Below are 24860 nucleotides of genomic sequence, written 5' to 3'. Positions count from 1 at the left end.
CCCGGTGTGACCTGGTCTCGGATCACCTAGGGTTGACCGAAGGCGCAGTTCGGGTACGACGATGCCGAGGTGTTGCGGTCCCGGCCCGGCCACTGACAACAAGCACCGGCGCATGGCCGGGCCGACGAGGAAGAGACGAAGATGACGACTGGCGGTTCGCACGGTGACAGCTCCTACGGGGGCGGTCAGCACGGCGGTGGTCAACACGGTGGTGGTCAACACGGTGGGGGCCAGCCGGGCGGGGGCCACCGCGCGGCGTCCGGCAACGAGGCGTCGGGACAGGGCGGGCCGTTCGGTCCGCCGTCGGGCTCCTTCCCCGCACCGGGCGGCCAGGGCTACCCGGGTACCAACGCGCCGACATCGTCGTATGGCAGGCCCGGGACGAGTCCGTTCCCGCCCCAGGGCAACTACGGTCCGGGTCCCGCGTACGGACAGTCGGGCCAGCCGCCGTTCGGCTCCCAACCCGGCTTCGGGAACCAGGGCCCGGACGGCCCCTCGGCCGCACCCGCCAAGAAGAAGAGTGGCGGACGCCTCGTGGCGCTGGGGGTGGCCGGACTCGTCCTGGCGTTGGTCGCGGGCGGTGTGGGTGGCGTGGCCGGATACAACCTCGCCGAGTCCGACGGTAGTTCCAGTTCCAGCAACGGTCCGCTGGGCGGCGATCCCGGCAACGACAACACGACGCCGGTCGCCGCGCCGGCCGGTTCCGTGCAGGAGGTCGCGGCACGGGTGACCCCGTCGGTGGTCTCCATCGAGGTCGCGTCCGGCGGGGCCATGGGTTCCGGCTCGGGCGTCGTCCTCAGCGAGGACGGCGTCATCATGACGAACAACCACGTCGTCAGCGCCGGCGGCGACGGCCCGGCGTCGAGGGTCGCGGTCAACTTCGCCGACGGTTCGCGGGCCGAGGCCCGTGTCCTGGGCGCTGACCCGATCTCCGACATCGCGGTCATCAAGGTCGACCGCGACGACGTCACACCAATCACCGTCGGCAACTCGAACAACCTCGCCGTGGGGCAGGACGTGATCGCGATCGGTTCGCCCCTGGGACTGGCGGGTACCGTCACCACCGGCATCATCAGCGCGCTCAATCGTCCCGTGCTGACCTCGCGTGACCCCGGGACCAACACCACCTCGGTCATCGACGCCATCCAGACGGACGCGGCGATCAACCCGGGCAACTCCGGCGGTGCCCTGGTGAACGCCCGGGGCGCGCTGATCGGGATCAACACCGCGATCGCCACCCTTGGTGGGGGTGAACAACAGGCCGGTGGCAGCATCGGACTCGGGTTCGCGATCCCGATCGACCAGGCCATCCGGGTGGCCAGGGAACTCGAGGCCACCGGCAAGGCCAGCCACGCCAACATCGGTGTGTCGGTACGGCCGAGCGGCGCGTCCGACGCACCCGGGGCCGTCGTCACCGCGGTGACGCCCGGCGGTCCGGCTGCGAATGCGGGCATCCCCGAGGACGCGGTCATCACGAAGGTCGACGACCGCGTCATCTCCTCCGGGGACGCCCTCGTCGCCGCGGTCCGATCGCACGCACCGGGCGACACGGTCACCGTGACCTACGTGGACAACGGTGCCACCAAGACCGCCCAGGTGAAGCTCGGCACGCTCGCGGCCGGCTGACCGACCACCACAACTGCATCGAGGAGGCTGTTCCGGCGCCCACCGCGGGCGCCGGCTCAGCGCAGCACGAACGACCGTTTCGACGGTCCCACCCATCAAGAAAGGGCCTGTCATGTCCGACGCTGCTCCGCGCAACCCGGGTACCACCTCCGTCTCCGCCGAGACCGATATCGACGAGAACTCATTGGACGTCCGCCTCGCGGGCGGGCCGGGTCCGGTCGACCCCGCCGACGTGGTCGCGGCCGACGCCGCGGCACGGGAATTCGTCGCGCGCCACGAACAGGCCGCTCACCGCCCCCAGGGCGAAGAGATCGGCCGTGCGCTGGTCGTCGTCGTCGACGACGAGGCGGCCCACGGTGAGGACCAGCGCCTGCTCGGGCCGCTCGTGAGCGAACTGCTGGCCGAGGCTGGGTTCCACGTCGACGCCGCCGTGGTCGTCTCCGGGGACGAGGTGGAAATCCGCAATGCGCTCAACACCGCGGTGATCGGCGGAGTGGACCTCGTGGTCTCGGTGGGCGGCGTCGGCGTCGGCGCCCGGGATGTGACGCCCGAGGCCACCGAACCCCTTCTGGATCGGCGTCTGCGGGGTATAGAAGAGGCCGTCCGCAGCTCCGGTCTGGCGGCGGGAGCCACCGACGGCGGACTTTCGCGCGGGCTGGCTGGAATCTCCGGACAGACACTCGTGGTGAACCTGGCCAACTCGCGGGCTGCGGTGCGCGACGGCATGGCGACCGCCGCACCCCTCGCCAAATACGTGATCGAGTCGATCAGCGAGTTCTGAGCCGGTCGCTCCGCGAGACCTCCGAGCGACCCCGAAATCTGTTCAGCAATACAAAGAAAACTCCTGGTTAACAGGGTGACGGGCCACTTTCGATGGGATATCCGACCGGTGGGAACAGAGTCTTCAGAACCCCGGAAATTGCCGATGAGCAGCAATGATGACGCCGCGCAGCACCGAGCTGCGCGGCGTCGTCGTCTCGATGCGGTGTTCGGAAACACCCTTCCTGAACTGACTTCAGACGAGAGTGACGAACATCACACAGGGCGCTCTAAGGATTGGTACGAGGCGCAGCGGCCGCCGCATCACGAGTGATTTCGCTCTTTACGCACGTAGTCACATCAGCGTGTTTTCCTGTCGTTAACTTTCGCCGTTCTATCGTTGGCGAATCCGAGATTCACGCTGGTGCGTGGCCTCTTCGTGACACGCTCGAGTCCTCCTGTTGCCCGACTTGAGACCGCTCCGATAACGTTCGGCTCGACGACACGCCGGTCCCCAGAGTCGGGGACCGGGGGGAGTCCTGCGATCTGTCGCGAGTGACGACGCAGCAGTGACCAGGAATTCGATGGATTCTTAACGACGGCTAAGACATGCGTAAGAGCGGGCTTAGTGGTAACTGTGTGGAAGCCATCGAACGTCGAGGGTCATGACTTGCGGGTGTGAGTGCATTCCGCGGGGTAACAGCCGAATCCTGTGAGAGGGAACGAATGAGCAAGTTCAGCAAGCTTGGGCTGCGCCGCGCCGCGGGCGCGGCCGCGATCGCCTCGGCCGCGGTCGTGGGCCTGGCCGGCATGGGCGTCGGCGAAGCGGCAGGTGCGCCGCTGCCGAACGGTTACAAGAACGCCACCGGCATCGACGGCGAGTCCATCCAGACGTGGCGGACCGGTGAGAACTCGTACCCGATCCCGACCGTGGCGAACAACCCCGCGTCGCGTGGCTTCGTGATCTCGGGTACCTACACCGCCAAGGCATCCGCCGGCGTCGGCGGCAATCTTGCCGTGAAGTACATCGTCGGCTGCCAGGTCGACGTCAGCGGCATCACGCTGGACCTGAGCGGAGCCATCAGCCTCTCCGCGACGACGCTGTCGGGTGAGCTCGGCCTGCCGCTCGCGCCGGGTCAGGTTGCCGTCGTCGACATCACCGACAAGGACTTCTCCGACTCGGGTGTCGCCGCCATCCAGCTGTCGCAGCTGTCGTTCAACCTCAACAAGTGCGGTGGCTACGCCTCGGCCCGCTCGGCTGTGAAGACCATCGGCGCCAAGGGCTACAGCACCGACGACGGTTCGCTGAGCGGCGAGGGCACTCTGATCCAGTCCACCCTGTACGGCAAGCCCTTCACCATCGGTTGATCCGGGCGCAGATAACAAGCTCTACCTGACTTATCTGCCCTGAGCAGATCGATATTCCACGAAGGGGAATCATGAAGAAGAACATCACGCGTCGCGTGGTTGCGGCGGCCGGTCTCGCCGGTGCCGTCGCGATGGGCCTCACCAGCCTCGGTGCCGGTGGCGCCACCGCCGGCCCGCTGCCGGGTGGCACCATCACCAAGACCCTGGTCGACGGCACCCCCGTCACCGTCCAGCTGTTCGACGAGTACGTCAACGTGCAGCGTCCGATCAGCAACGTGCCCACCACCCGTGAGGTGTGGATGTCGGGCAAGGTCCGCGTGACCGTCGGCGGCAAGGCCGAGGGTGGCTCGATCAAGGTCGGTTACGACGTCGGCTGCCAGGTCAACTTCGGCGGTCCCGACGTCAGCGTTCCCGGTGTCACCGGTGGTGTCGACTACAGCGATCCGTCGAACATCACCGCCGGCGGTGGCCTCGATGGCGACTCGGTCGGCGCCGGTGTCTCCCTCGGCCCGGGCGAGGTCAACCGTGTGTGGCTCATCAACGAGACCTCCGGCTCGGACACCTCCTACAAGGACTACGAGCTGAACGCCTACTCCTTCAAGGGACAGAAGGGTGGCGTGGCCTACAGCCAGCAGCAGTTCAAGGTCGAGAGCTGCGCCGGTTACGCCGCTGCTCGCGCCTTCGTCCAGGTGACGGTCAGCACCGACGCCGTCAAGGGTGTCGTGGTGCTCAACGGAAAGCACTTCAGCCTCGGCTGATCGACTTCCATCACGCCGCGGGGCGGGAATCCGAACGGATTCCCGCCCCGCGGTCGTTGGTGTCGGGTCGGTTCGGTGTCGCTGTGAGTCTGCTGTATTCGGCTGCCTGACAGTGAAACTCATCAGTTCTCGGTCGTAGTCTCGGTGCCGGCGGATCTCGTCCCGCCGGTGAGGAGCCATCGACATGTCCACCGCCACCGAACTGCGACCGGTTGACGATCCGAGCGCTGGCGACGTGGGGCCACGCGTCCCGACGCCGGAGTCCCGTCCGGCGACTCTCACCGTGTCGATGACCATCCGCCGTTTCGCGCCCTTGGTCGCCGGTCTGAGGTGGCGTCTCGCGCTCGCCGTCATCTGCCATCTCGTGCAGGTCGGCACCACGGTGGTCACCGTCGCGCTGTTCGCGCACATCGTCGACGACGTGCTGGTGACCGGCGATCTGAGCGCGCTGTCCACCCCGATGATGATCTGGGTGGGTGTCTCCCTTCTCGGCGCCGTGTCGTCGTATGCGGGCGGGATCCTGACCGCAGGCGTGACCGAGACGGTACTGCTGCGTCTCCGGGGTCAGCTGTACGCGCACATCCAGCGACTCGCGCCGCACACGCGGGACCGGTTCGGTGACGGAGACCTGTTGTCGCGCACCACCGCCGACGTCGAGGCGGTCGACAGTCTCGTGTCGTCGGGTGTGGTCTCCGGCGTCGTCGCCACCGTGAGCCTCCTCGTCTACGGTGCCGCCGCCTTCGCGACCAACTGGCAGCTGGCCCTCATCGCCGCCGTTCTCGCGCCGCTGCTCTGGGTGACGGCCCGCCGATTCGGCGCCGTGGTCAAACGTGCGTCGCGTCGCGAGCGGCAGGCTGCCGGCCGGATCAGTTCACTGGTCGCCGAGGGGATCGGCAACATGGTGGCGTTGCAGGCCGACAACCAGACCTCGCACCACCGAGCCCGGGTCCTGGAGCAGAACCGCCGATGGCGGGAGGCCCGGATGTCGGAGTCCCGCGCCGGGGCGGCGTTCGCCGAGGCGGTCACCGTCGTCGAAGTGCTCTGCATGATCGTCGTCATCGCGTTCGGGGCGTGGCTCATCGCCGGCGGTGATGCGCAACTGGGCACGCTCATCGCCCTGACCGGATATCTCGGGTACCTCTATCCGCAGATCCAGACACTCGGCGGTCTGCTCGTCGAGGTCACGTCCGCGACCGCGAGCGCTGAACGGGTGGCCGAGGTCCTCGACGCGCCGGCGGGCGTCGCCGAACCGATTGCGCCCGAATCGATTGCGCCCGAACCAGCGGTCATCGACCCGATTCCCGGGCGTCGTTCGGTCGTGCCCGCCTCGGTGAGTCTGTCGTTGACCGGGGTGTCCTTCGCATACCCGGACAACGGGTCCCGAGTCCTCGAAGATGCCCACCTGGAGATCCGTGCGGGTGAGACAGTGGCGGTCACGGGTCCGAGTGGTGCCGGCAAGAGCACCCTGACCCGTCTGCTGCTGCGTCTGTACGACCCTGACGCGGGGTCGATCCGGCTAAGCGGCACCGACATTCGCCATCTCGACGTGAGCGATCTGAGAGAGCATCTGTCGGTGCTGCATCAGCGGCCGGCGTTGATGCGCGGCACGATCGCGGACAACATCCGTTTCGGCTGCACCACGGCGACCAGAGCGGACATCGCAGCTGCCGCGCGGGCCGCAGGGGCCGCCGAATTCATCTCGCGGTTGAACGGCGGCCTCGACGCCGAGGTCGTCGAACGTGGGGAGAACCTGTCCGGTGGTCAGCAGCAGCGAATTGCGCTGGCGCGCACGATCCTTCGAAACCGCCCGGTACTCGTCCTCGACGAACCGACCACAGGTCTCGACGACGAGACCGTCAGCGGGATCCTCGAACCACTCGCCGGGGTCGCGTCACTTCGGACCACGATCCTCGTCACCCATGATCCGCGTGTGCTCGACCTCGCCGACCGGACAGTCGAGTTGCGCGACGGACGGTTCGCCGAGGCGGTTCCGGTGGCGCCGCGGTCAGGCGAGGGCGCGCTCGTAGAACGACCACGAACGGTGCAGCTGGTCCTGCCAGTACAGCCATGAATGGGTTCCCGCCGGCGGGAGGTCCACCGTCGCCGGGATGTTCAACTGCCCGAGACGATTCAGAAGCTGGACGGTGCAGCCCAGGGTGGCGCCCTCGATGACTCCGCCCACGACGATCTGGTCGGCCAGGGTGTCCAGGTCCTTCACGTAGCGAGGATTGTCGTACTGCCCGGGCAGACCGCCGGCGTTCGAGATGTAGAGCTTCTGGCCACGCAGCTTGGCGGCGTTGACCACGGGATCGTGGGCGCGCCAGCCGGAGCCGCCGTACGGACCCCACATGTTGGTGGCGTCGCCGTCCCCGCGGATCTCCACGACGAGTCGGATGTACTCCTGACCGAACGGGTCGGACGTCGTCGGACATCCGCTGTAGGAGCCGACGGCCTGGTAGAGATCGGGATGCTCGATGGCGAGATTCAGCACCGACGTCGCCGACGAGGAGATCCCGCCGATGGCGTTGCGCCCTGAGGTGTTGTAGGTGGCATCGACGACCGCGGGGAGTTCCTTGCCCAGGAAAGTCGACCACTTGTGCACGCCGAGAACCGGATCGGGCTTCTGCCAGTCGGTGTAGTAGCTGTACTGGCCGGCATTCGGGATGACCACGTACAGGTTCTTGTTGCGCGTGAACTCGACGATGTCGGTCTTCTCCAGCCAGTTGGCGCGATCCTCGCCGCCGCCGGCACCGTTGAGGAGGTAGAGCACCCCGCGCGGCTTGGACTCGTCGGCCGGCTTGATCACGGTCAGCGGTACATCACGGTTCATGGCGTCGGAATGCACGACGATGTCGGTCACGCGCCCGGGCGATCCGGCGTCGACGAGTCGTGGTGCGGCGCTCGCCCCGCCGGTCATCGGAGCGACGAGGGAGACACTGAGGGCGACCGCCGCTGCCATCCCGAGTTTGCGCAAACCTCTGTACACGTTTCCTCCTGATCGGGAGACGACGGGCCGGTGGTCCGACTCGCGCTGGCTCCTGCCTTCTGTCACGGGTCCGACCTCGCGTCCGGACCGCTGGGACTGCTGCCGCTCACACTCTCGTCGTCGCCGGCCGTGGCGTCCGCTGGCGGCAGTCCGCACCGTCGGGCGTAGGTCCCGCCCGCGGCGAGCAACTCCTGGTGGGTCCCTGCCTCGGCAATCACCCTATCGTCGAGGACGACGATCTCGTCGGCCAACGCCGCGGTCGCCATGCGGTGGGTGATGAGCAGGGTGGTGGTCCCCGCACGCAGACGGTGCAGGGCACGTTGCACGAGCAACTCGGTGCGGGGGTCGGCGGCGCTGGTCGCCTCGTCGAGAATGAGGATCTTGGGCGACGCGGCAATCGCGCGCGCGACGGTGACCAGCTGTTTCTCGCCGGCGCTGAGATTCTCGGATTCCTGGCCGATCACGGTGTCGATGCCTTCGGGTAGTGCGGCGACGATCTGCGCGACGTGGCTGTCCGTGAGAGCCGCATCGACCGCATGGCCGTCCTCGATGCCGAAGGCGATGTTCTCGCGGACTGTCCCGGTGAACAGCCACGGTTCCTGGGTGACGACGGCCATGTTCGCCCGTACCCGGTGCGGTCCGAGTTCGACGAGATCGACGCCGTCGATGGTGATCGAGCCCCGACTGGGTGCGTAGAACGCCTGCAGGAGATTGGTCAGCGTGGTCTTGCCCGACCCGGTGGTCCCCACCACGGCGGTGGTCGTGCCGGGCGCCATCCGGAAGCTCACCGAGTCGAGAACGGGGTTGTCCTCCTCGTAGGCGAAGCCCACGTCGTCGAAGACGATCTCGGGCGGGAGCTGGTGCCGGCCGGACGAGACCGGCACCGGTCGGTCGGTGTCGGCGCCGGCGTCCTCGGGAGCTTCGAGCACCTCGCGGACCTTGCTCGCCGACACGGTGCCGGACTGCACCTTGGTGACGAACCCGGCGAGTTCGCGAACCGCGCTCGTCAGCTGCTGTGCGAACACCACCACAACCTGAGCCGCCCCGAGACTGAGGTGCCCGTCGACCACCATGATCCCGCCGAGGACCGCCAGGATCAGGAACACCAGGGCGTTGACCGCGGTGAGGACCGAGGGCAGGGAACCGCCGATCCACTGGGCAGAGCGGACCGACGAGAAGAGTTTGTCGTTGAGGTCGTCGAAGCGGCGCGCGGCGGTCGGCTCGGCGTTGTACGCCTGCAACATCCGGCGCGCGCTGAGTTCCTCTTCGATGTGCCCCGTGAGGGCGGCCGTGGTCGTCCAGCGGGACTCCAGGTGCGGTCGTGCCCGCCGGGCGAGCAGGACCGCGGCCAGCGCCGACACGGGTGCTGCGACCAAGGCGACACAAGCCAGCACCGGGGAGATGACGAACAGCACGGCGGTGACGACGACAAGCGTCAAGGCATTCGTCGGAACGGTCACCAGCACCGGTGCGATCACCGTCGCGGCGTTGTCGGTGTGGGCTGTCAGCTTGCTCACCAACACACCGCGTGTGGTGTTCTCGAAGTAGCGCAACGGAAGACGGTGGATCTTGTCCTCGATGCGTGCGCGCAACCCGGCCACCGACCGCTGCACGGCGACGGTCAGCAACCGGCCCTGCGCGAGGCTGCAGACCGCGGCCGCCACGAACACCCCGACCTGGATCGCCAGCAGCGTCCAGAGCAGTCCCCAGTTCATCGTCGCGTCGCCGTCCGCGCCGTCGACGATCACGTTGGTGACCGCACCGAACAGGATCGGCGCTACGACGCCGCCGACCGCGGCGAGGATCGCGAAGAGGGAGATGGCCGCCCCACGTCCTCTGCTCAGGTCGAGTTGCCGGACGATCCAGCGCAGCGATCCATCGCGCCGTCGAGCCGTCGGTCGGTCTGCCGACGCCTGCTTCCCCCTCGGCCCGACCGCCGGCGCCTGCGATCTCTGGTCAAGCATTGGTCACCGCCTGCGCGTAGGCGATCTCCCGATAGATGTCGCTGCGTGACCGCAACTCCGAATCTGTTCCGAGGCCGACGATCCGTCCCGCGTCGAGCACCGCGATGACGTCCGCGTGCTGGACCGACGACACACGCTGCGCGGCGATCAGGACCGTCGCATCCGGATCGGTCCGGCGCAACCGTCCGATGATCTGGGCCTCGGTGTCGACGTCGAGAGCGCTGAACGGGTCATCGAGGACGTACAGCGCGGGCCGGCGGAGCACGGCACGCGCGAGTGCGAGCCGTTGGCGCTGACCACCGGAGAAGTTGCGTCCCTCCTGCGCCACCGTGGCGTCGAGAGCGCCGGGGCGAGCCGAGACGAAGTCGGCAGCGGCGGCGACCTCAAGGGCGTCCCACAGCTCGTCGTCGGTGGCGGTCGGTCGGGCGATCCGGAGATTGTCGGCGACCGTCCCGGTGATGAGCTCCGCACCCTGACCCACGAAGGCGCTGCGTGCGCGAACCCAGGCGGGCGCCAGGGAGGTCACGTCGGCGGCATCCCATCGGAGCACGCCCGACGTGGGGTCGGCGAACCGCAGGGGTAGGGACAGCAGCGTCGACTTGCCGCTTCCGGTTCCGCCGAGGACGCCGGTCACCGTGCCGGGTGCGCAGAACAGGGAGACCTGGTCGACTGTGGGGGACTCGGCGCCCGGATAGGCGACCGACACCGCGTCGAAGACGATCGCGGGCGGTGAGGGCGCCCGGCCGTCACCGGGGTCGCCGGGGTCGAGCGGGTCGGTGTCGAGTACCTCGGTGATTCGTCCGGCGCTGGTCACCGCACGCGGGATGACCCCGGCGATCATGGTCAGCAGCGACACCGCCAGCAGGATCTGGGCGAGATAGCCGACCGTCGCGGTGATCTGGCCGATCTGCATCTCACCGCGGTCGACGAAGATCGCACCCAGTGCGGTCACCGCGACCACGGCGAGGTTCGAGACCACGGTGACCAACGGCAGCATCAGGACCTGCAGTCGGCCGAGGCGCAGGGCCACGTGGGTGAGTTCGTCGTTCTCCACCGCGAACCGGGCGCGTTCCCGGTCCTCTCGCCGAAAGGTGCGGATGATCGCGATCCCACGCAGCTGCTCGCGCAGCACCCGGTTCACGACGTCGAGGCGACGCTGCAACTGCGCAGCCCACGGCACCAGACGCCGGACGAGGACGGCGACGAGGACGACCAGCACCGCCCCGGCGACCACCAGCACGGGCGCCATCCGCCAGCCCTGCGCCAGCGACAACACCAGCGCGCCGAACAGCATCAACGGCGCGGTCACCACGACGGTCAGGCTGATGAAGAGGAATCCCTGGATCTGGCCCACATCTCCGGTGGAGCGCGTCAGCAGGCTCGAGAGGCCGATGGAGTGGACCTGCGGATCGCTGAAGGCGCTGATCCGACCGTGCACACGCGTGCGGAGGTCGCGAGCCGCGGTCGCCGAGATATGGGAGGCCAGGAATGTGGCACCGATCGACACCACCAGGTTGACCACGGCCACCACGACCATGAGCACCCCGACGCGCTTGATGGTCGCCACGTCACCGCGCAGGATTCCGTCGTCGATGATCGCGGCGTTGAGAGCGGGCTGGGCGAGCGTGGTGAACACCGACGCGAGCTGGAAGACGACGAAACCGGCGCAGGCCCAACGGGTTGTCCGGAGCGCGTCGAACAGAAGCGCGAGCAGCGCGCGTACCTCATCCTTGCTCATCGAGCGGGTGACGGGCATCTGGTGAGGCTACTCCGGGTCGTCGTGACGCTGGCCTACCGTGGGTGCGGAACTCCCACCGATATCGGTCTCGTGTGCGTGCCGTGAAGTGTTCCGAAGTCTACATGTGGCGGCTCTTCGCGGAGCCTTGCCGGACGCCTCGGCGGGAATTGCGCCTGCGCTATATCGAAATACCAATAAAGAATGCTTCGACACGTGGTTATCCACGGCCAGCTCATCACACACAACCGCCCCGGACCGAAGTCCGGGGCGGTTGTTTCGATCGAAATCTACACGGGAGCTTCTTCGGAGCCCGATTCGATCGAACCGGTCACCAGTTCGACGATAGCGTCGGTGATTGCGCCCTGGATGATGTCGGCCATGAAAGCTCCTTCGTCGTAGATGAACTGCGGAACGTGAGCGCCGAACGCATTCGAACGAGCGTCACGACGCAGAGAATACGATATTCGACAATGTGGTCGTCAACGGTGAGTGGCCGACGCGCGAACAACGTAACAACTCCCGGGTGCCTACCAGCGCCGAGTTCTTCTCACGCTGGGTTCGGCGCCCGATCGCGCGCAAACAAAAACCGCCCCGGGCCGTGGCCGAGGGCGGTCTTCGCCAGTTGGAACTGGTCAGTCGGTGGTCTCGGCGTCTGCCGAACCGCTCTGCAGTTCCTTGAAGAGTTCGTTCAGGTTGATCTCGATGCCAGTGGCCATGTCGGTCTCCTCAGGTTCGTCGTTGAAGACCGAAAGTCCCGATGGTGAGGTGCTTTCGGCCTGTTTGCCGCGGGCGGCGACGCCAACCGCGTGCACCCGGACGTGGGTCCGGGAAAGCTGTCAGGTCAGTCGACGGGCTCGCCGTAGTTGTCGTCGGAGCCGCTGAACAGCGCCGCGATTGCTTCTTCGATGCTTCCGCCGTAGATCTCGCCCATGATTGTCTCCTTCATCGCTTGGGTGTGCAGATATACCGCTGCGGGGGCCCTGAAACGGTGGCGTCGCAGACGGTACTGAAACCAACGCTGGTCTATCTCAGATGATCGGTGCCGATCGGCCTACCGATGCGAAACAGGCCCTGCCGATTCGGCATGTGGGTGTGTGGATCACGAATTATCCTGTCTGCGGAAAAATCGCGATGGTGCCGGAATCACTCCGCGGCGTACGAACCGAAGCCGTCGTCGCCATCGGAATCGGTGACGATTTCCTCGAGGTACAGGCGAATCCAGGAAATGCTGATGGCGTCGGACATGTCAATCTCCTAATGGGTTGTCGACGATCCTTGTGTTGAGCGCGGTCGTTCCGTCCCGTGGACAGCAACGCGCCCGACGATACCCCACACCCCACCGACTGTCCTGACCAGAGAAAGTTGAATTCGGGGTTAAATCTAATGCGGCCGAGGATTGTGTCCGCCGAGTCGTCCGTGTAGGTGTCGGTGTCGCAGCTCGCCGAGAACGGCCGCCATGTGCTGGTATGGATCGGTGACGCAACGCGTGGAGTCGAGTGCCCCGACGACAACCCGGCAGTTGCTGGCCTCGGATCGCGATGCCGCGCTAGATCTGCTGCAGTACGGCCTGCGCGAGGTTCCCGTGTACCGCTGGCTCATCGGGGAGGACGCCCCCGCAGACGCGTACCGCTGGTACGGCGAGATCCTGTTCATCGAGTACCTACCTGGTCTGCGGGGTGCATTCGACGAGAGGGGAGAGCTGATCGCTCTGATCGCGGTCTCGGCCCCCACCGACGAGGCCGGGCGAATTGACGATGACCTCAAGGAACGGACCAAGCAGATCGTGCAGGAGCTAGACGGCTTCATCCACCGCTTCACAGAGTTGCAGCGGAAGTCGGAGGAAGCGCAGGTCGCGAAGAATCCGATCAAGGTGATCTTCGCGCTCGTCCACCCCGATCATCGGCGAGGCGGGACCCTCGCCGGGCTGGTCGATCCGGTCATCGAGTGTGGCCGTCGCGAAGGCCTGCCGGTCACGTGCAGCACGAGTGACGAACGACTGTCGGCCCTCTACGCGCGCCGGTGGGACGCGCAGGTCCGGGCTCAGTTCACCCTGACCGACGGGCCGACCGTCTGGGTGCAGCGCGTCGATCCGCCGGCGTGAACTGGCACTGCCCCGGAGGTGCCCTCCCCATGCTCCCTGAGGTGCGAGCGAAGCGCCCTTCCCCATGCTCCCTGAGGTGTGAGCGAAGCGCCCTTCCCCATGCTCCCTGAGGTGTGAGCGAAGCGCCCTCCCCAGCTCCCTGAGGTGCGAGCGAAGCGAGCCACGAAGGGCTGACGAGGTAAGTCGCCAAACCCTTCGTGGCTCGTCGCTTGCGCTCCTCGCACCTCAGGGAGCAGAGGGCAGTGGCCTGCGCTCCTCGCACCTCAGGGAGCAGGAATTGTGCAGACTTTCGGATTGGGAGCGGGGTTACTCAGCTACCGAAGAACCACGGGAACGTCCTGGGGCGGGCCTGCGCACGCGGTTGGGTGCGCTGCTGCGGACGCGCCGGACGCCGGTTCTGGGTCTGCGACTGACGGTTCGGTGCGGGCTTGTTCGGCATTCGTTCATCCTGTTCTCGTTCGGTCGCACCGGTCTTTCAGGTCCGGTGCGGTCGCACGTTCCGGCGACGAATCCCAAAGTAGGGGGCCGACCTTCGGGTTCGGATGGCTCCCGCTGTCAGCTTCCTGGGAGACGGGGCCCGCGTGTCAGCGCGAGTGACGCCCCGGCGCGTCCGGGCCCTCACCCGGGAAGTCGCCCGGGTATTGCTCACCGGGATAACCGCTTCCGGGGCCGGGAGGCGGGTAGTTGCCGGGGCCCGGGTAGTTCCCGGGCGGCGGGTAGCTACCGGGTGCCGGCTGCGGCGTCGGATACGGCTGGCCCGACGGGCTTCCCGGCGGCGGGCCCTGCGGAGGACGATTCTGCGGGACGGACTGGGACGGAACGTTCTGCGGGGGAACCGATTGCGGGGGAGTGGGGTGCGACGGCGGGCCCTGTGGTGTCGGCGGAGTCGAGATGCGTTGCGTCGTACCGGCTCCGGCGGGTGCTTCGTACGGGGCGAAGGAGCCCGACGGCGGACCGTAGGAGTCGCCGACCGGACCGGACGGATCGGAGAGATGCGCCGGCAGATCACTCTCGGCCTCCGCCTTGGCCTTCGAGGTGCCGTCGGGGTCCAGCAGATCGCGGATCTCGGACAGCAGCGCGATCTCGGTGACCTCCGCCTTCTTGCCGAAACCGCCCAGCTCGGCCAACTTGTTGTACGGCAGGATGATGATGAAGTACACCACTGCGGCGATGATCAGGAAGTTGATCACCGCGGTGATGACACTGCCGAGGTCGACGAATGTCGATGGGTTGTCGGTGATCTGGAAGCCGAGTCCCTGCGCCGCGTCGGAGCCGACGGGAATCGAATTGATGATCGGCTGGACGATGCCGTCGGTGAACGCGGTGACGATCGCGGTGAACGCGGCGCCGATGATGACCGCTGTCGCCAACTCGACGACATTGCCCTTGAGTATGAAATCCCTGAATCCCTTGAGCACGGTGTACGGCCTCTTTTCGATGATGTCCTGCTCTTGTCCGGTGATTCTGCGCATGATCGGAGCAAATCCGACATGCGGTGCGCGAGCTCGTACCACCCTATCCACGATCGTGAACGAACCGATCCATTTGACTTGATTCGTCCGCCTGTGTCGTGATGCCGTGACCCGGCCGTTGTTCAGTGCAGGACCACCGCGAGCGCCGTATCGAGCCCTGCCGCCGCGACCCGATGGGCGGATGCGGCGTCCATCGCGAGCAGCACCGGGGCGGCCGCGGTCCCGCCGGGAGCGATACCACCCGACTGTGATTCGGCGGCGTGGAGTGCGACAACGGCGCGGCGGGCCAGCACTTCCGCCTCTTCGGTCAACACGTCGACAACGTCGCCGGGTCGCAGCAGCGCGGTCACGGCATCGTCCGACAGTCGTATCGGTACGAGCCGGGCATCGTCGTCCCCGGTCAGGTCGGCGGGAAGACGTGACGACAGCAGGCGCGTGTCCGTCATGATCTCGCCCCGGCGAACACGCCCGGTCACGGTCTTTCCGATGGCCGGACCGGCATCGGCCAGGGCGCCGCCGGGAACTGTGCCTGCCACAATCCGCCGCGACTGCAGATCACCGACGTCGACCACCTGACCCGGCCGCAGTTCATGTGCGGCCACCACGACCTCGACATCGCCGTCGGCGCGTGTCCCGGTCACCCCGACGACGACAGCCGCGAGGACGAGCGCCGCCGCGACGACGCGTCGGACCAGGAGGCTGCGGGTCCATCCCGGCCGTAGTGCGGTGCCCAGCCGGTCGCGGAGCCGGGGAGCGAGGGAGTCGCGGTAGCGGTGCGTCGACGCCGGAGACATGTGGCGAACGGTAGGTCGGTGGTCGACGGCCGCCGGCCATCCGCGCCGCCTGTGGACAGAGCCGGGCCGCACGGCCGGCCCTGTGGACAGCGGTGCCGCGCACGGGGTGCGGTGGTGTGCCGCGACGCGGTGGGGGAGAATCGTTCCCCGGTGTGCCGGGAAGTCTGGTCGGCCGTCGCCTGTGCGGGTGGCGCGACGATGACTTGTCCACTCGATCCAGAGGAGCGCGATGACCGACCAGACACCAGGCGATGTCACCGACCCGGCACCGGCGAGCGGACGGACAGACCGCCTGCGGAAATGGGCCGCCCTCGACACGACGAGTGGAGCGTTGCTGCTCGTGGCTGCGGCGGTCGCGGTGCTCTGGGCCAACTCGCCCTGGCGGGAGGCCTACGACTCGCTGCTCCACATCGAGGTGGGGCCCGAGGCCCTCCATCTCCATCTGTCGCTCGCGCACTGGGCCTCCGACGGACTGCTGGCGATCTTCTTCTTCGTCGTCGGTGTCGAACTCAAACACGAGTTCGTCGCCGGGAGCCTCCGAGATCTCAAACTCGCCGGTGTGCCGATCGCGGCCGCAGTGGGTGGCATGGTCACCCCGGCCCTCTGCTACGTCGTGATCGTGGCGATCGGCGACCCCGAGGGTCTGCGCGGCTGGGCGATCCCGACGGCCACCGACATCGCGTTCGCCCTTGCGGTTCTCGCGATCTTCGGGCGCGGGCTGCCGCTCGCCCTCCGGACGTTTCTGCTCACGCTCGCCGTCGTCGACGATCTGCTCGGCATCATCGTGATCGCGACCTTCTACACCGAACAGATCGATTTCGTGATGCTGGCGGCCGCGCTCGTCGCGGTGGCCGTCTTCGCCGTGCTGGTGCGACGGGCGTGGAGGTGGTGGCCGCTGCTCATCCCGGTCGCCATCGCGGCCTGGGGGCTGATGCACGCGTCCGGTGTGCACGCGACCGTTGCCGGCGTCCTGCTGGGCTTCACGGTGCCCGCCGTCGCGATCCGCGGTGAGAAGCAGCCGCGCACCGAGAGGCTCGACGACGCGGTCCGCCCGTATTCCGCCGCGATCGCGCTGCCCGTGTTCGCGTTCGCCGCGGCCGGGGTGAGCGTCGTCGGCGGCGAAGGATCGATCGTCCAGCCGGTGTCCATCGGGATCGTCGTCGGCCTCGTCCTCGGCAAGGTCGTCGGCGTGATGGGTTCGACGTGGCTGATGACCAGGTTCACACCGCTACGTCTCCCCGACGCGGTGGGCCTCCGCGACCTGCTCCCGGTAGGGCTGCTCACCGGTGTCGGGTTCACCGTGGCGCTGCTCATCGCCGAACTGAGCTTCGAGGCCGGCTCCGACGACCATGCCGCCGCGGCGAAGGCGGCCATCCTCGCCGGGTCCGTCGCGTCGGCGATCCTGGCCGCGATACTGCTGCGGTGGGACGCCCGCCAGGCGCGCGACCCCGACATGAACCGAGACAACATCCCCGACATCGACAAGGACGTCATCGGGGGATGAACACGCGGGCCTCGGTCCGAGGCCCGCGGTTCGTGAGGGACGGACCTACTTCGCGACCGTGACCTCGTCGGTGCGTTCATCGGCGCGGCCATAGGACTCCCAGAACGTCGCCCCGACGATGCCGAGGGCGACGGGATCGAAGATCGGGTCCTTGCCCTGCTTCTTCTGCTTCTCGTAGTCGCGCAGCGCCTTGAAGGCGGGTTGTTGCAGGATCAGGATTCCCACGATGTTCAGCCACGCCATCAGCCCGACGCCGATGTCGCCGAGAGTCCATGCCTCGCTCGCGGTGGAGACGCAGCCGATCGCCACCGACACCAGGATCAGCGCCTGCAGGACCAGCGTGAGGTTGACGCCCAGCGTGCTGCGCAGGGGGCGGATGTAGAGGGTGGCGGCCTTGCCCATCAGGAACCGCAGGTTGGTCTCGGCCATGTAGTAGTACGCGATGATCGTCGTGAGGCAGAAGAACGCCAGCGAGATCGCCACGAACGTCGAACCGGCGCCGCTCCACATGCTGTCGAAGCCGACCTGGACGAAGGCCGGACCGACCTCGACGGGGCCGTTCAGCATGCCGCCGTCGGAAAGCACTGCGCCGTCGGCACTCTCGCCCTCGAAGACGCGGTAGGCGCCCGTCGAGATGATGAGGAAGCCGGTCGCCGAACAGACGAACAGGGTGTCCACGTAGACGGCGAAGGCCTGCACGAAGCCCTGCTTGGCGGGGTGCGAGACCTCCGCGGCAGCGGCGGCGTGCGGTCCGGTGCCCTGCCCGGCCTCGTTGGAGTAGATGCCGCGCTTGACGCCCCACATCACGGCCGCGCCGACGATCGAACCGAACACGGAATCGATGCCGAATGCACTGGCGAAGATGAGCCGGAGGACATCCGGGATCTGCGAGGCGTTGGTGAAGACGACGACGAGCGCGAACAGGATGTACAGGACGGCCATGAACGGGACGACGATGGTCGCGAAGGTGGCGATGCGCTTGACGCCGCCGATGATGACGAACGCCAGCACGATGACGACGCCGATCGCGACGGCCCAGTCCGCGATACCCCACGCCTGGTTCATCGCGATGGCCATGGAGTTGGACTGCACGCTCGGGAGCAGCAGGCCGCAGGCGAGGACGGTCACGGCGGCGAAGATCAGCCCGTAGACCTTGAAGAACGGTGCCGCCTTGGTGTGGGCCAGCGCCTTGCTGAAGTAGTACGCCGGGCCGCCGCGGTACTCGTTGGTCAGCGGATCGCGGGTCTTGTAGATCTGGCCCAGCGTGCACTCGACGAACGACGTCGACGCCCCGAGGAAGGCCATCGCCCACATCCAGAACAGGGCGCCGGGACCGCCGAAGGCGATCGCCGTGGCCACACCGGCGATGTTGCCGGTGCCGACCCGGCCGGCCAGCGAGATCATCAGCGCCTGGAACGACGACACGCCGTCGGGGGAGCTCTCGCCGTGCCGCATGACCCGGATCATCTCCGGTACGTGCCGGATCTGGAGGAATCTCGAACGGATGGAGAAGTAGACCCCGACACCGAGGCACAGGTACACCAGCGGATTGCTCCAGATGATGCTGTTGAGGTTGTTCAGGAAGTCGGTCATGGGACTCCAGCGTCGTGCGGGCGGCCGCTCAGGGCGTCGCTATCGGTCGGCATGCGGTGAACCGTTGGCTTCGGCTAGGGGAACACTTTGCACGACGCCACGCGGCGGTGCGCGACAAGGTGCGAAATCCGCCGGTCGGAACTCGCGCTTAGCACTCGGAATGAGGGAGTGCCAAAGTCGGTTACACTGGTCATCGTTTACTGACATTCGGAGGTTTCGCGGTGCCCACCTACTCGTATGCCTGCACGGAGTGCGACAACAAGTTCGACATCGTCCAGTCCTTCTCCGACGACTCGCTGACCGAGTGCCCGCAGTGCGCAGGCCGCCTGCGCAAGCTGTTCAACTCGGTCGGCATCGTGTTCAAGGGCAGCGGTTTCTACCGCACGGACTCGCGTCCCGGCTCGTCCTCGGACACCTCGACGCCCTCGTCGGACAGCTCGTCGTCGTCGTCGAGCTCCTCGTCGTCGGACAGCTCGTCGAGCAGCTCCAAGTCGGACTCCGCGAGCTCGTCGTCGTCGTCGACCAAGAGCGAGGCCAAGGCCGCGACTCCCGCCTGACCGGCGTCCCGCCACGACGACGTCATAGGCCGAACCCGGGCCGGTGTCCCCCGACACCGCCCGGGTTTCGCTGTACCCCGGGTCAGCCGAGTCGGCGGAACCCGTCTCCGGGAGTGAGAGTCCAACCGACCGGGACATCGTGGTCACCGGACGGCAGTGAGTCGACGACCTCGTCGTCATAGACCACGCCGACGAGGTCGGCCGACAGACCGTGCAGGGTCCGGTCGTAGTATCCGGCGCCGCGTCCGAGCCGCACACCGCTCTTGTCGATCGCGAGCGCCGGGACCAGGATCACCGACGCCGCGCGGATCGCGGTCACCCCGACGCGGTCGGTGGTCGGTTCGAGAAGTCCCCAGCGTCCGGGAGCCAGCGAGTCCGGCCCCGTGTACGGCGCCCAGTCCATCGGTGCGGGGTCGCCGTCGGGGACCACCGGGACCAGAACCGACACGCCTCGGTCGACGAGCGCGTCGAGCATCGAATTCGAGCCGGGTTCGTTGCCGACGGGGACATGCGCGGCGACCGTGACGTCGTATTCGAGCCGGAAGGGGCAGGAATACATCCATTCGGCGAGGGCCGCGGCAGACCGGTCCCGCTCGTCGGCGGACCGACGCGATCGTCGATCCTCGATCTCTTGTCGCAGTTGCTGTTTCAGCGTTGTCAAGACCCGACCGTCCTTCGCGTCGTCTCGAGACCGGTGGCATGTGCGTCCCGGCCGGGACAGCCGGGACGCCCGCACTGTATCCGACCGTCGGAACGAGCGTGGTGAGGTCCCGGTCACCGCCGTCTGTCCGGCCGAGAACCGGCACCTGTCCTAGGGTGGATTCATGAGTGCGACGGATAAAGCTGGTTTCAGTGAGTACGAAGGTGTACCCAACACTCCGCCGATCCCGCGTACCGCGGTCGTCCCGGCAGCCGGGTTGGGCACGAGGTTCCTGCCGGCGACCAAGACGGTGCCCAAGGAGTTGCTGCCGGTGGTCGACACCCCCGGCATCGAGCTCGTCGCCGAAGAGGCCAAGGCGGCCGGCGCTGATCGCCTCCTGATCGTCACCTCTCCGGGCAAGGACGGCGTGGTCGCCCACTTCGTCGAGGATCTCGTGCTCGAGAACACCCTCGCCACGCGTGGCAAGGAGTCGATGCTGGCCAAGGTGCGCAAGGCGCCCAACCTGCTCGAGGTCGCGTCGGTCGTGCAGGAGAAGCCGCTCGGCCTGGGTCACGCGGTCGGTTGCGTCGAGAGCTACCTCGACGACGACGAGGACGCCGTGGCAGTTCTGCTGCCCGACGATCTGGTGCTGCCCGGCGGTGTCCTGGAGGTCATGGCGCGCACCCGTCAGCGCCGGGGCGGCTCGGTGCTGTGTGCCATCGAGGTCCCCGAGGAGCGCATCAGCGCCTACGGCGTCTTCGACGTCGAGCCGCTGCCCGATGCCAACAACCCGAATGTCATGCGCCTCAAGGGCATGGTCGAGAAGCCCGAACCGCAGGATGCGCCGTCGAATCTGGCCGCCGCGGGTCGCTACATCCTCGACCGCAAGATCTTCGACGCGCTGCGCCGTATCGAACCCGGGGCCGGTGGCGAACTGCAGCTCACCGACGCCATCGCGCTTCTCATCGAGGAGGGCGAGCCGGTCCACGTCGTCGTCCACCACGGCACCCGACACGATCTCGGCAACCCCGGCGGCTATCTCAAGGCCGCCGTCGACTTCGCGCTCGACCGCGACGACTACGGTCCCGATCTGCGCGAATGGCTCGAGAAGCGTCTCGCCGACAGCTGATTCCGCACGGGCGATCACCGGTCGTATCCGCGCGCCTCGCACGCTGCCGCGGGCGCGCTCGATAACGTTCTCCTGTGTTGTATCGAGTGCAGGACGTGCCGAGCGCTGTCGGCCGCACGTCCCGGTGCACTGACCGGTTGAGACGGGAAGAGCGGTGAGATGCGGTCTGTCGAAGATCATCTGACGCTGGTGACCGCGGCGGCAGTGGCGCCGCGTCCGGTGCGCGTCGCGATCTCCGAGGCGCAGGGCCTGATGTGCGCCGAGGAGGTCGTCACCGAGCACCCGATGCCCGGCTTCGACCAGGCGGCCATCGACGGCTACGCGGTGCGTGCGGTCGACGTCGGTCTGGCCGGGGTGCTCGCACCCGAAGACCTGGAGGACTTCGACGCCAACGGCGCCGAGCTCGTCGACCTCGAACCGGGCGAACCGATGATCGTGTCCCTGCCGGTGGTCGGCGAGGTCGGGCCGGGCTCGCGGACACCGACGCGGCTGCAACCGCGTCAGGCGGTGCGCGTCGAGACCGGGGCCCCGATGCCGACGCTCGCCGACGCCGTGGTCCCGTTGCGCTGGACCGACGGTGGCGACCAGAAGGTCAAGATCGGACACGGCGTCGAGAGCGGCAACTACGTCCGGCGGGTCGGCGACGACGTCCAACCGGGCGATGTCGCCGTCCGCGCGGGCTCGATCATCGGCCCGGCCCAGGTGGGGCTGCTTGCCGCGGTCGGTCAGGCACGCGTGATGGTGCACCCGCGTCCGCGTCTGTCGGTCATCTCGGTGGGCAGTGAGCTCGTCGACATCGACCGCACACCCGGTCCCGGTCAGATCTACGACGTCAACAGCTATGCGCTGGCCGCGGCCGCCCGCGACGCCGGCGCCGACGTGAACCGCGTCGGCATCGCCGAGCGCGAGGCGTCGCGGATGCGGGAGGTCGTCGAGGCGCAGCTCATCCGCTCCGAGATCGTGGTGATCTGCGGTGCCGTCGGGGGAAGTGCGTCGACCGCCGTCGCCGACGCCCTCGCCGACCTCGGCGACCTGGAGATCGTGCGGGTGGCGATGCACCCCGGGTCGGTCCAGGGCTTCGGGCGCCTCGGACGCGACGAGGTGCCGACGTTCCTGCTCCCCGCCAACCCGGTGAGCGCTCTGGTGACCTTCGAGGTGATGGTCCGGCCGCTCATCCGGATCGCGCTGGGCAAACGGCAACCGATGCGGCGGATCATCAAGGCGCGCACCATCGGACCGATCGCGTCGGTGCGCGGCCGCAAGGGTTACCTGCGTGGGCAGCTGATGCGGGACGAACGGTCGGGGGACTACCTGGTGCAGGTGCTCGGCGCCTCACCGACTGGGTCGTCGCACCTGCTCGCCGAACTCGCCGAGGCGAACTGCCTGATCATGGTCGACCCCGATGTCGAGGAGATGGGCACGGGCGACGAGGTCGAAGTGGCCTTCCTCGCGCAGCGCGGGTGACCCCTGCTGAGCAAGCAACGAACGAGCGCGTCGAGGTCGAGGCGCCCACCTCCGCTGGTTGAGCCGGCACCGAGCGTAGCGAGGAGCCGAGTCGAAGCCACCCTCGTTCGAGATACAGGTCTCATGCCGACTCGGGTGTGACAGCGCATAAACTTCTTCTCGTGTTCAGGTGGTTGAGCGGCAGTCAGGGAAGTCCGGGATGGCCGGCCACCCTCGGGCCGCTGCGCACCCGGACCGGCACGGTCACCCTGCGGCCCGTGAAGGTGCGGGATGCCAGGACGTGGAGCGAGTTGCGGATCCGCAACCAGAACGCCCTGTTGCCCTGGGAACCGACGGGTGTCGGAAGCTGGGCTGAACGCCATCAGCCCGGGTCGTGGCCGCCGCTGTTCGCGGTGCTGAAGTCGGAGGCCAAACGAGGTGCGCTGCTCCCGTTTGTGATCGAACTCGACGGCCGCTACGTCGGGCAGCTGACGGTCGGCAACATCCAACGCGGCGCGGTGCGGACCGCGTGGATCGGCTACTGGGTCGACTCGGCCGTCGCCGGCAACGGCATCGCGACCGCCGCGGTGGCACTCGGGGTCGACCACTGCTTCGGGGCCGTCGGCCTGCACCGGCTCGACGCGACGGTCCAGCCCGCCAACGAGGCATCGCAGAAGGTGTTGATCAACATCGGATTCCGGCAAGAAGGTCTGCTGCAGCGGTACATGGACGTCAACAAACGCTGGCGTGACCACATGCTGTTCGCGCTCACGGCCGAGGAGGTCGTCGGCAGTGCCGCCGAGGCGCTCGTCCGGGCGGGTCGTGCGTCGTTCCACTGACCCTCTGCTGACGGTCCGGCGGTCGCCCTGAGTTCGCGGCGGCGTCACCGACCGGTTTCGACCGGGAAATCCCGTGCGCGCATTTCGGTTTCGATCGCGTCACGCGTCCGGAGGTACGAACTCGTCCGTATCGAGTCGTCGGCGGTGTACAGCGACGGCATGAAGGTCGCACCTCGCTGATCACGATGTGCACCATCGGCTCCCGCCTGTAGCAGGGCGAGGCAGTGGTCGATGTTGAGTACGTCGGCCGCGGTGAACAGTGGTGTCCGGCCGGCCAGGGGCTGCACGGAGTCGAGGTCGGCGCCGCGGTCGATCAGCAGGCGCAACGCATCGTCGCGACGGTGGCGCACCGCGGTGTGGACCACGTTGCCGCCGATCCGGTCGGATGCCTCGACCAGTCCCGCGTCGAACTCGATCAGGGTGCGAAAGGCGGCGAAACGGTCGAGCAGCACGCTGTAGGCAACTGCGTTGTATCGGCCGGCGCCGGGGAGATGCGGGTCGGCGCCTGCCTGCAGCAGTGCCGCCACCGCGCCCGGTGGTTCGAACTCCACTGCCCACTGCAGCGGCGTGATGTCCACGCGCCGCGGGTCGGTGTCCGGATCGCCGCCGTGTTCGTCGAGGTCAGCGCCCTGTGCGAGAAGGGATTCGATCTGCGCCCGGTCGTCTCGCCGGGCGGCGTCGAGTAATCGAACGGTGGGGGTGGTGAAGTAGTCGGCCGCGTCCACGCGCGTCGAGACGACCTCGGCGATCCACCCGCACCCGGCGACCGCGCACGCCGACATCGCTGTCGCGAACAACGCAACCAGTCTTCTCATCCGCACCACGATCGTCCCTTCACGGCACTTGAACGATGTCCGATTTGTACGATAGTCCGCGCCGGCTCGCCGACGCATAGGCTCTTCGCATGACCGAGCACACCGACCATCTCGAGATCGTCGTCCGTGGCTCCGCCCGCGGGCGCTACCGGCCCGAACGCGGGATCATCCACCTCTCCGTGCGAGTGGAGGGTGCGGACAAGTCGGCCGTCTACACGCGGGCGGTCGAGGTCCACGCCGACCTGACGCGTGCGCTGACCGACCACGAGACGGCCGGCGCGGTGGCCCGCTGGTCCGCCGATTCGGTCCGGGTGTACTCGTACCGCCCGTACTCGGAGACCGGTGATCTACGAGACCCGGTCTACAACACCCGTATTCGCGTCGAAGCGGAGTTCGTCGACTTCGAGCGGTTGTCGGAGTTCATCGACGTCTGGGCGTCGGTCGACGCCGTCGAGATCGGTGACGTCGACTGGGACCTCCGCGCGGAGACCCGGCGGGACCGCGAACGGGAGCTGCGTCGTGCCGCGGTCGATGACGCGATCGTGAAGGCGCAGGCCTACTCCGACGCGGTGGGTCGGGGGCCGGTGACGCCCGTCCTCCTGTCCGATCCGGACATGGCGCCACGGGTGCCGCAGGCATCTCGTCGGGCCATGCCGATGGCGGTCGCGGCCGGCCCGCCCCCGCCGTCACTGGAACTGCGGACCGACGACATCGAGATCGCCGTCGCGGTCGACGCGCGCTTCCGCACGGCCTGACCCGCTTCTCCTGCCGGCG

General features: G+C 67.7%; 22 protein-coding genes. 12 read left to right on the top strand and 10 right to left on the bottom strand.

What is annotated here, in order from left to right; all coding sequences use genetic code 11:
* Positions 1-141: 141 nt before the first annotated feature.
* The 5 genes from FFS52_RS04015 to FFS52_RS03995 all read left to right on the top strand — a co-directional run bounded on the left by FFS52_RS04015 (position 142) and on the right by FFS52_RS03995 (position 6582).
* Positions 142-1626, top strand: a complete 1485-nt coding sequence (locus FFS52_RS04015; protein ID WP_137808910.1) for a trypsin-like peptidase domain-containing protein — start codon at positions 142-144, stop codon at positions 1624-1626.
* A 112-nt stretch (positions 1627-1738) separates the two neighbouring features.
* Positions 1739-2407 (top strand): molybdenum cofactor synthesis domain-containing protein, encoded by a 669-nt coding sequence (locus FFS52_RS04010; RefSeq protein ID WP_137808909.1) that lies wholly within the window; start codon positions 1739-1741, stop codon positions 2405-2407.
* 704 nt (positions 2408-3111) lie between these two features.
* Positions 3112-3753 carry an MspA family porin gene (locus FFS52_RS04005; protein WP_065630212.1) on the top strand — a complete coding sequence of 214 codons (642 nt, stop codon included), beginning with the start codon at positions 3112-3114 and terminating at the stop codon, positions 3751-3753.
* 71 nt (positions 3754-3824) lie between these two features.
* Positions 3825-4511, top strand: a complete 687-nt coding sequence (locus tag FFS52_RS04000; protein WP_065630211.1) for an MspA family porin — start codon at positions 3825-3827, stop codon at positions 4509-4511.
* A 184-nt stretch (positions 4512-4695) separates the two neighbouring features.
* On the top strand, positions 4696-6582 hold the full coding sequence (locus tag FFS52_RS03995; protein ID WP_137808908.1) for an ABC transporter ATP-binding protein: 1887 nt from the start codon (positions 4696-4698) through the stop codon (positions 6580-6582).
* Here the strand turns inward: FFS52_RS03995 and FFS52_RS03990 are convergent.
* The 4 genes from FFS52_RS03990 to FFS52_RS03975 all read right to left on the bottom strand — a co-directional run bounded on the left by FFS52_RS03990 (position 6517) and on the right by FFS52_RS03975 (position 12011).
* Positions 6517-7497 (bottom strand): alpha/beta hydrolase family protein, encoded by a 981-nt coding sequence (locus tag FFS52_RS03990; RefSeq protein ID WP_078112184.1) that lies wholly within the window; start codon positions 7495-7497, stop codon positions 6517-6519. The two genes, FFS52_RS03995 and FFS52_RS03990, sit on opposite strands and share 66 nt — an antisense overlap.
* Before the next feature lie 62 nt (positions 7498-7559).
* Positions 7560-9461, bottom strand: coding sequence for an ABC transporter ATP-binding protein (locus tag FFS52_RS03985; RefSeq protein WP_137808907.1), 1902 nt, complete (start codon positions 9459-9461; stop codon positions 7560-7562).
* On the bottom strand, positions 9454-11217 hold the full coding sequence (locus FFS52_RS03980; RefSeq protein ID WP_137808906.1) for an ABC transporter ATP-binding protein: 1764 nt from the start codon (positions 11215-11217) through the stop codon (positions 9454-9456). Before FFS52_RS03980 ends, FFS52_RS03985 begins: the two co-directional genes overlap by 8 nt.
* 614 nt (positions 11218-11831) lie before the next feature.
* Positions 11832-12011: a hypothetical protein gene (locus FFS52_RS03975; protein ID WP_137808905.1), complete on the bottom strand. Its 180-nt coding sequence runs from the start codon at positions 12009-12011 to the stop codon at positions 11832-11834.
* 662 nt (positions 12012-12673) lie between these two features.
* On the opposite strand from FFS52_RS03975, the gene FFS52_RS03970 reads away from it, so the two are divergent.
* A complete protein-coding gene (locus FFS52_RS03970) occupies positions 12674-13300 on the top strand; it encodes a hypothetical protein (protein WP_249356270.1) in 627 nt (208 codons plus the stop codon).
* 310 nt (positions 13301-13610) lie between these two features.
* Here FFS52_RS03970 and FFS52_RS24025 read toward each other — a convergent pair whose 3' ends face one another.
* From FFS52_RS24025 to FFS52_RS03960, 3 genes are all read right to left on the bottom strand, one after another.
* A complete protein-coding gene (locus FFS52_RS24025; protein ID WP_259937705.1) occupies positions 13611-13739 on the bottom strand; it encodes a hypothetical protein in 129 nt (42 codons plus the stop codon).
* A gap of 145 nt (positions 13740-13884) precedes the next feature.
* Positions 13885-14718: a large conductance mechanosensitive channel protein MscL gene (gene mscL, locus FFS52_RS03965; protein WP_137808971.1), complete on the bottom strand. Its 834-nt coding sequence runs from the start codon at positions 14716-14718 to the stop codon at positions 13885-13887.
* A gap of 176 nt (positions 14719-14894) precedes the next feature.
* Entirely contained in the window at positions 14895-15566 is a 672-nt protein-coding gene (locus FFS52_RS03960) for an SAF domain-containing protein (RefSeq protein ID WP_137808903.1), read from the bottom strand.
* Between the two features lie 229 nt (positions 15567-15795).
* On the opposite strand from FFS52_RS03960, the gene nhaA reads away from it, so the two are divergent.
* Positions 15796-17070, top strand: coding sequence for a Na+/H+ antiporter NhaA (gene nhaA, locus FFS52_RS03955; protein WP_137808902.1), 1275 nt, complete (start codon positions 15796-15798; stop codon positions 17068-17070).
* 45 nt (positions 17071-17115) lie between these two features.
* Here nhaA and FFS52_RS03950 read toward each other — a convergent pair whose 3' ends face one another.
* Positions 17116-18663 carry an alanine/glycine:cation symporter family protein gene (locus tag FFS52_RS03950; protein WP_137808901.1) on the bottom strand — a complete coding sequence of 516 codons (1548 nt, stop codon included), beginning with the start codon at positions 18661-18663 and terminating at the stop codon, positions 17116-17118.
* 221 nt (positions 18664-18884) lie between these two features.
* Here FFS52_RS03950 and FFS52_RS03945 point away from each other — a divergent pair, with 221 nt between their 5' ends.
* Complete coding sequence (locus FFS52_RS03945) at positions 18885-19220, top strand: FmdB family zinc ribbon protein (protein WP_137808900.1); 336 nt, start codon at positions 18885-18887, stop codon at positions 19218-19220.
* Between the two features lie 82 nt (positions 19221-19302).
* Here FFS52_RS03945 and FFS52_RS03940 read toward each other — a convergent pair whose 3' ends face one another.
* Positions 19303-19881, bottom strand: a complete 579-nt coding sequence (locus FFS52_RS03940; protein WP_058251486.1) for a 5-formyltetrahydrofolate cyclo-ligase — start codon at positions 19879-19881, stop codon at positions 19303-19305.
* A 163-nt stretch (positions 19882-20044) separates the two neighbouring features.
* Between FFS52_RS03940 and FFS52_RS03935 the strand changes: the two genes are divergently transcribed.
* The 3 genes from FFS52_RS03935 to FFS52_RS03925 all read left to right on the top strand — a co-directional run bounded on the left by FFS52_RS03935 (position 20045) and on the right by FFS52_RS03925 (position 23271).
* A complete protein-coding gene (locus FFS52_RS03935) occupies positions 20045-20989 on the top strand; it encodes a UTP--glucose-1-phosphate uridylyltransferase (RefSeq protein ID WP_065630200.1) in 945 nt (314 codons plus the stop codon).
* A gap of 159 nt (positions 20990-21148) precedes the next feature.
* Positions 21149-22453 (top strand): gephyrin-like molybdotransferase Glp, encoded by a 1305-nt coding sequence (gene glp, locus FFS52_RS03930; RefSeq protein WP_058251484.1) that lies wholly within the window; start codon positions 21149-21151, stop codon positions 22451-22453.
* 161 nt (positions 22454-22614) lie between these two features.
* The gene (locus tag FFS52_RS03925) at positions 22615-23271 is read left to right on the top strand and encodes a GNAT family protein (protein ID WP_137808899.1); all 657 of its coding nucleotides are present in this window, start codon (positions 22615-22617) and stop codon (positions 23269-23271) included.
* Positions 23272-23315: 44 nt separating this feature from the next.
* On the opposite strand, the gene FFS52_RS03920 is transcribed toward FFS52_RS03925, so the two are convergent.
* Positions 23316-24086 (bottom strand): ankyrin repeat domain-containing protein, encoded by a 771-nt coding sequence (locus FFS52_RS03920; RefSeq protein WP_171011543.1) that lies wholly within the window; start codon positions 24084-24086, stop codon positions 23316-23318.
* 89 nt (positions 24087-24175) lie between these two features.
* On the opposite strand from FFS52_RS03920, the gene FFS52_RS03915 reads away from it, so the two are divergent.
* A complete protein-coding gene (locus tag FFS52_RS03915) occupies positions 24176-24841 on the top strand; it encodes an SIMPL domain-containing protein (protein WP_137808897.1) in 666 nt (221 codons plus the stop codon).
* Positions 24842-24860 lie beyond the last annotated feature (19 nt).

This window comes from Gordonia sp. ALPHA1B1 (assembly GCF_005502615.1).
Taxonomy (GTDB): Bacteria; Actinomycetota; Actinomycetes; order Mycobacteriales; family Mycobacteriaceae; genus Gordonia; species Gordonia hongkongensis.
This window is presented reverse-complemented; position numbering and strand designations above follow the sequence as displayed.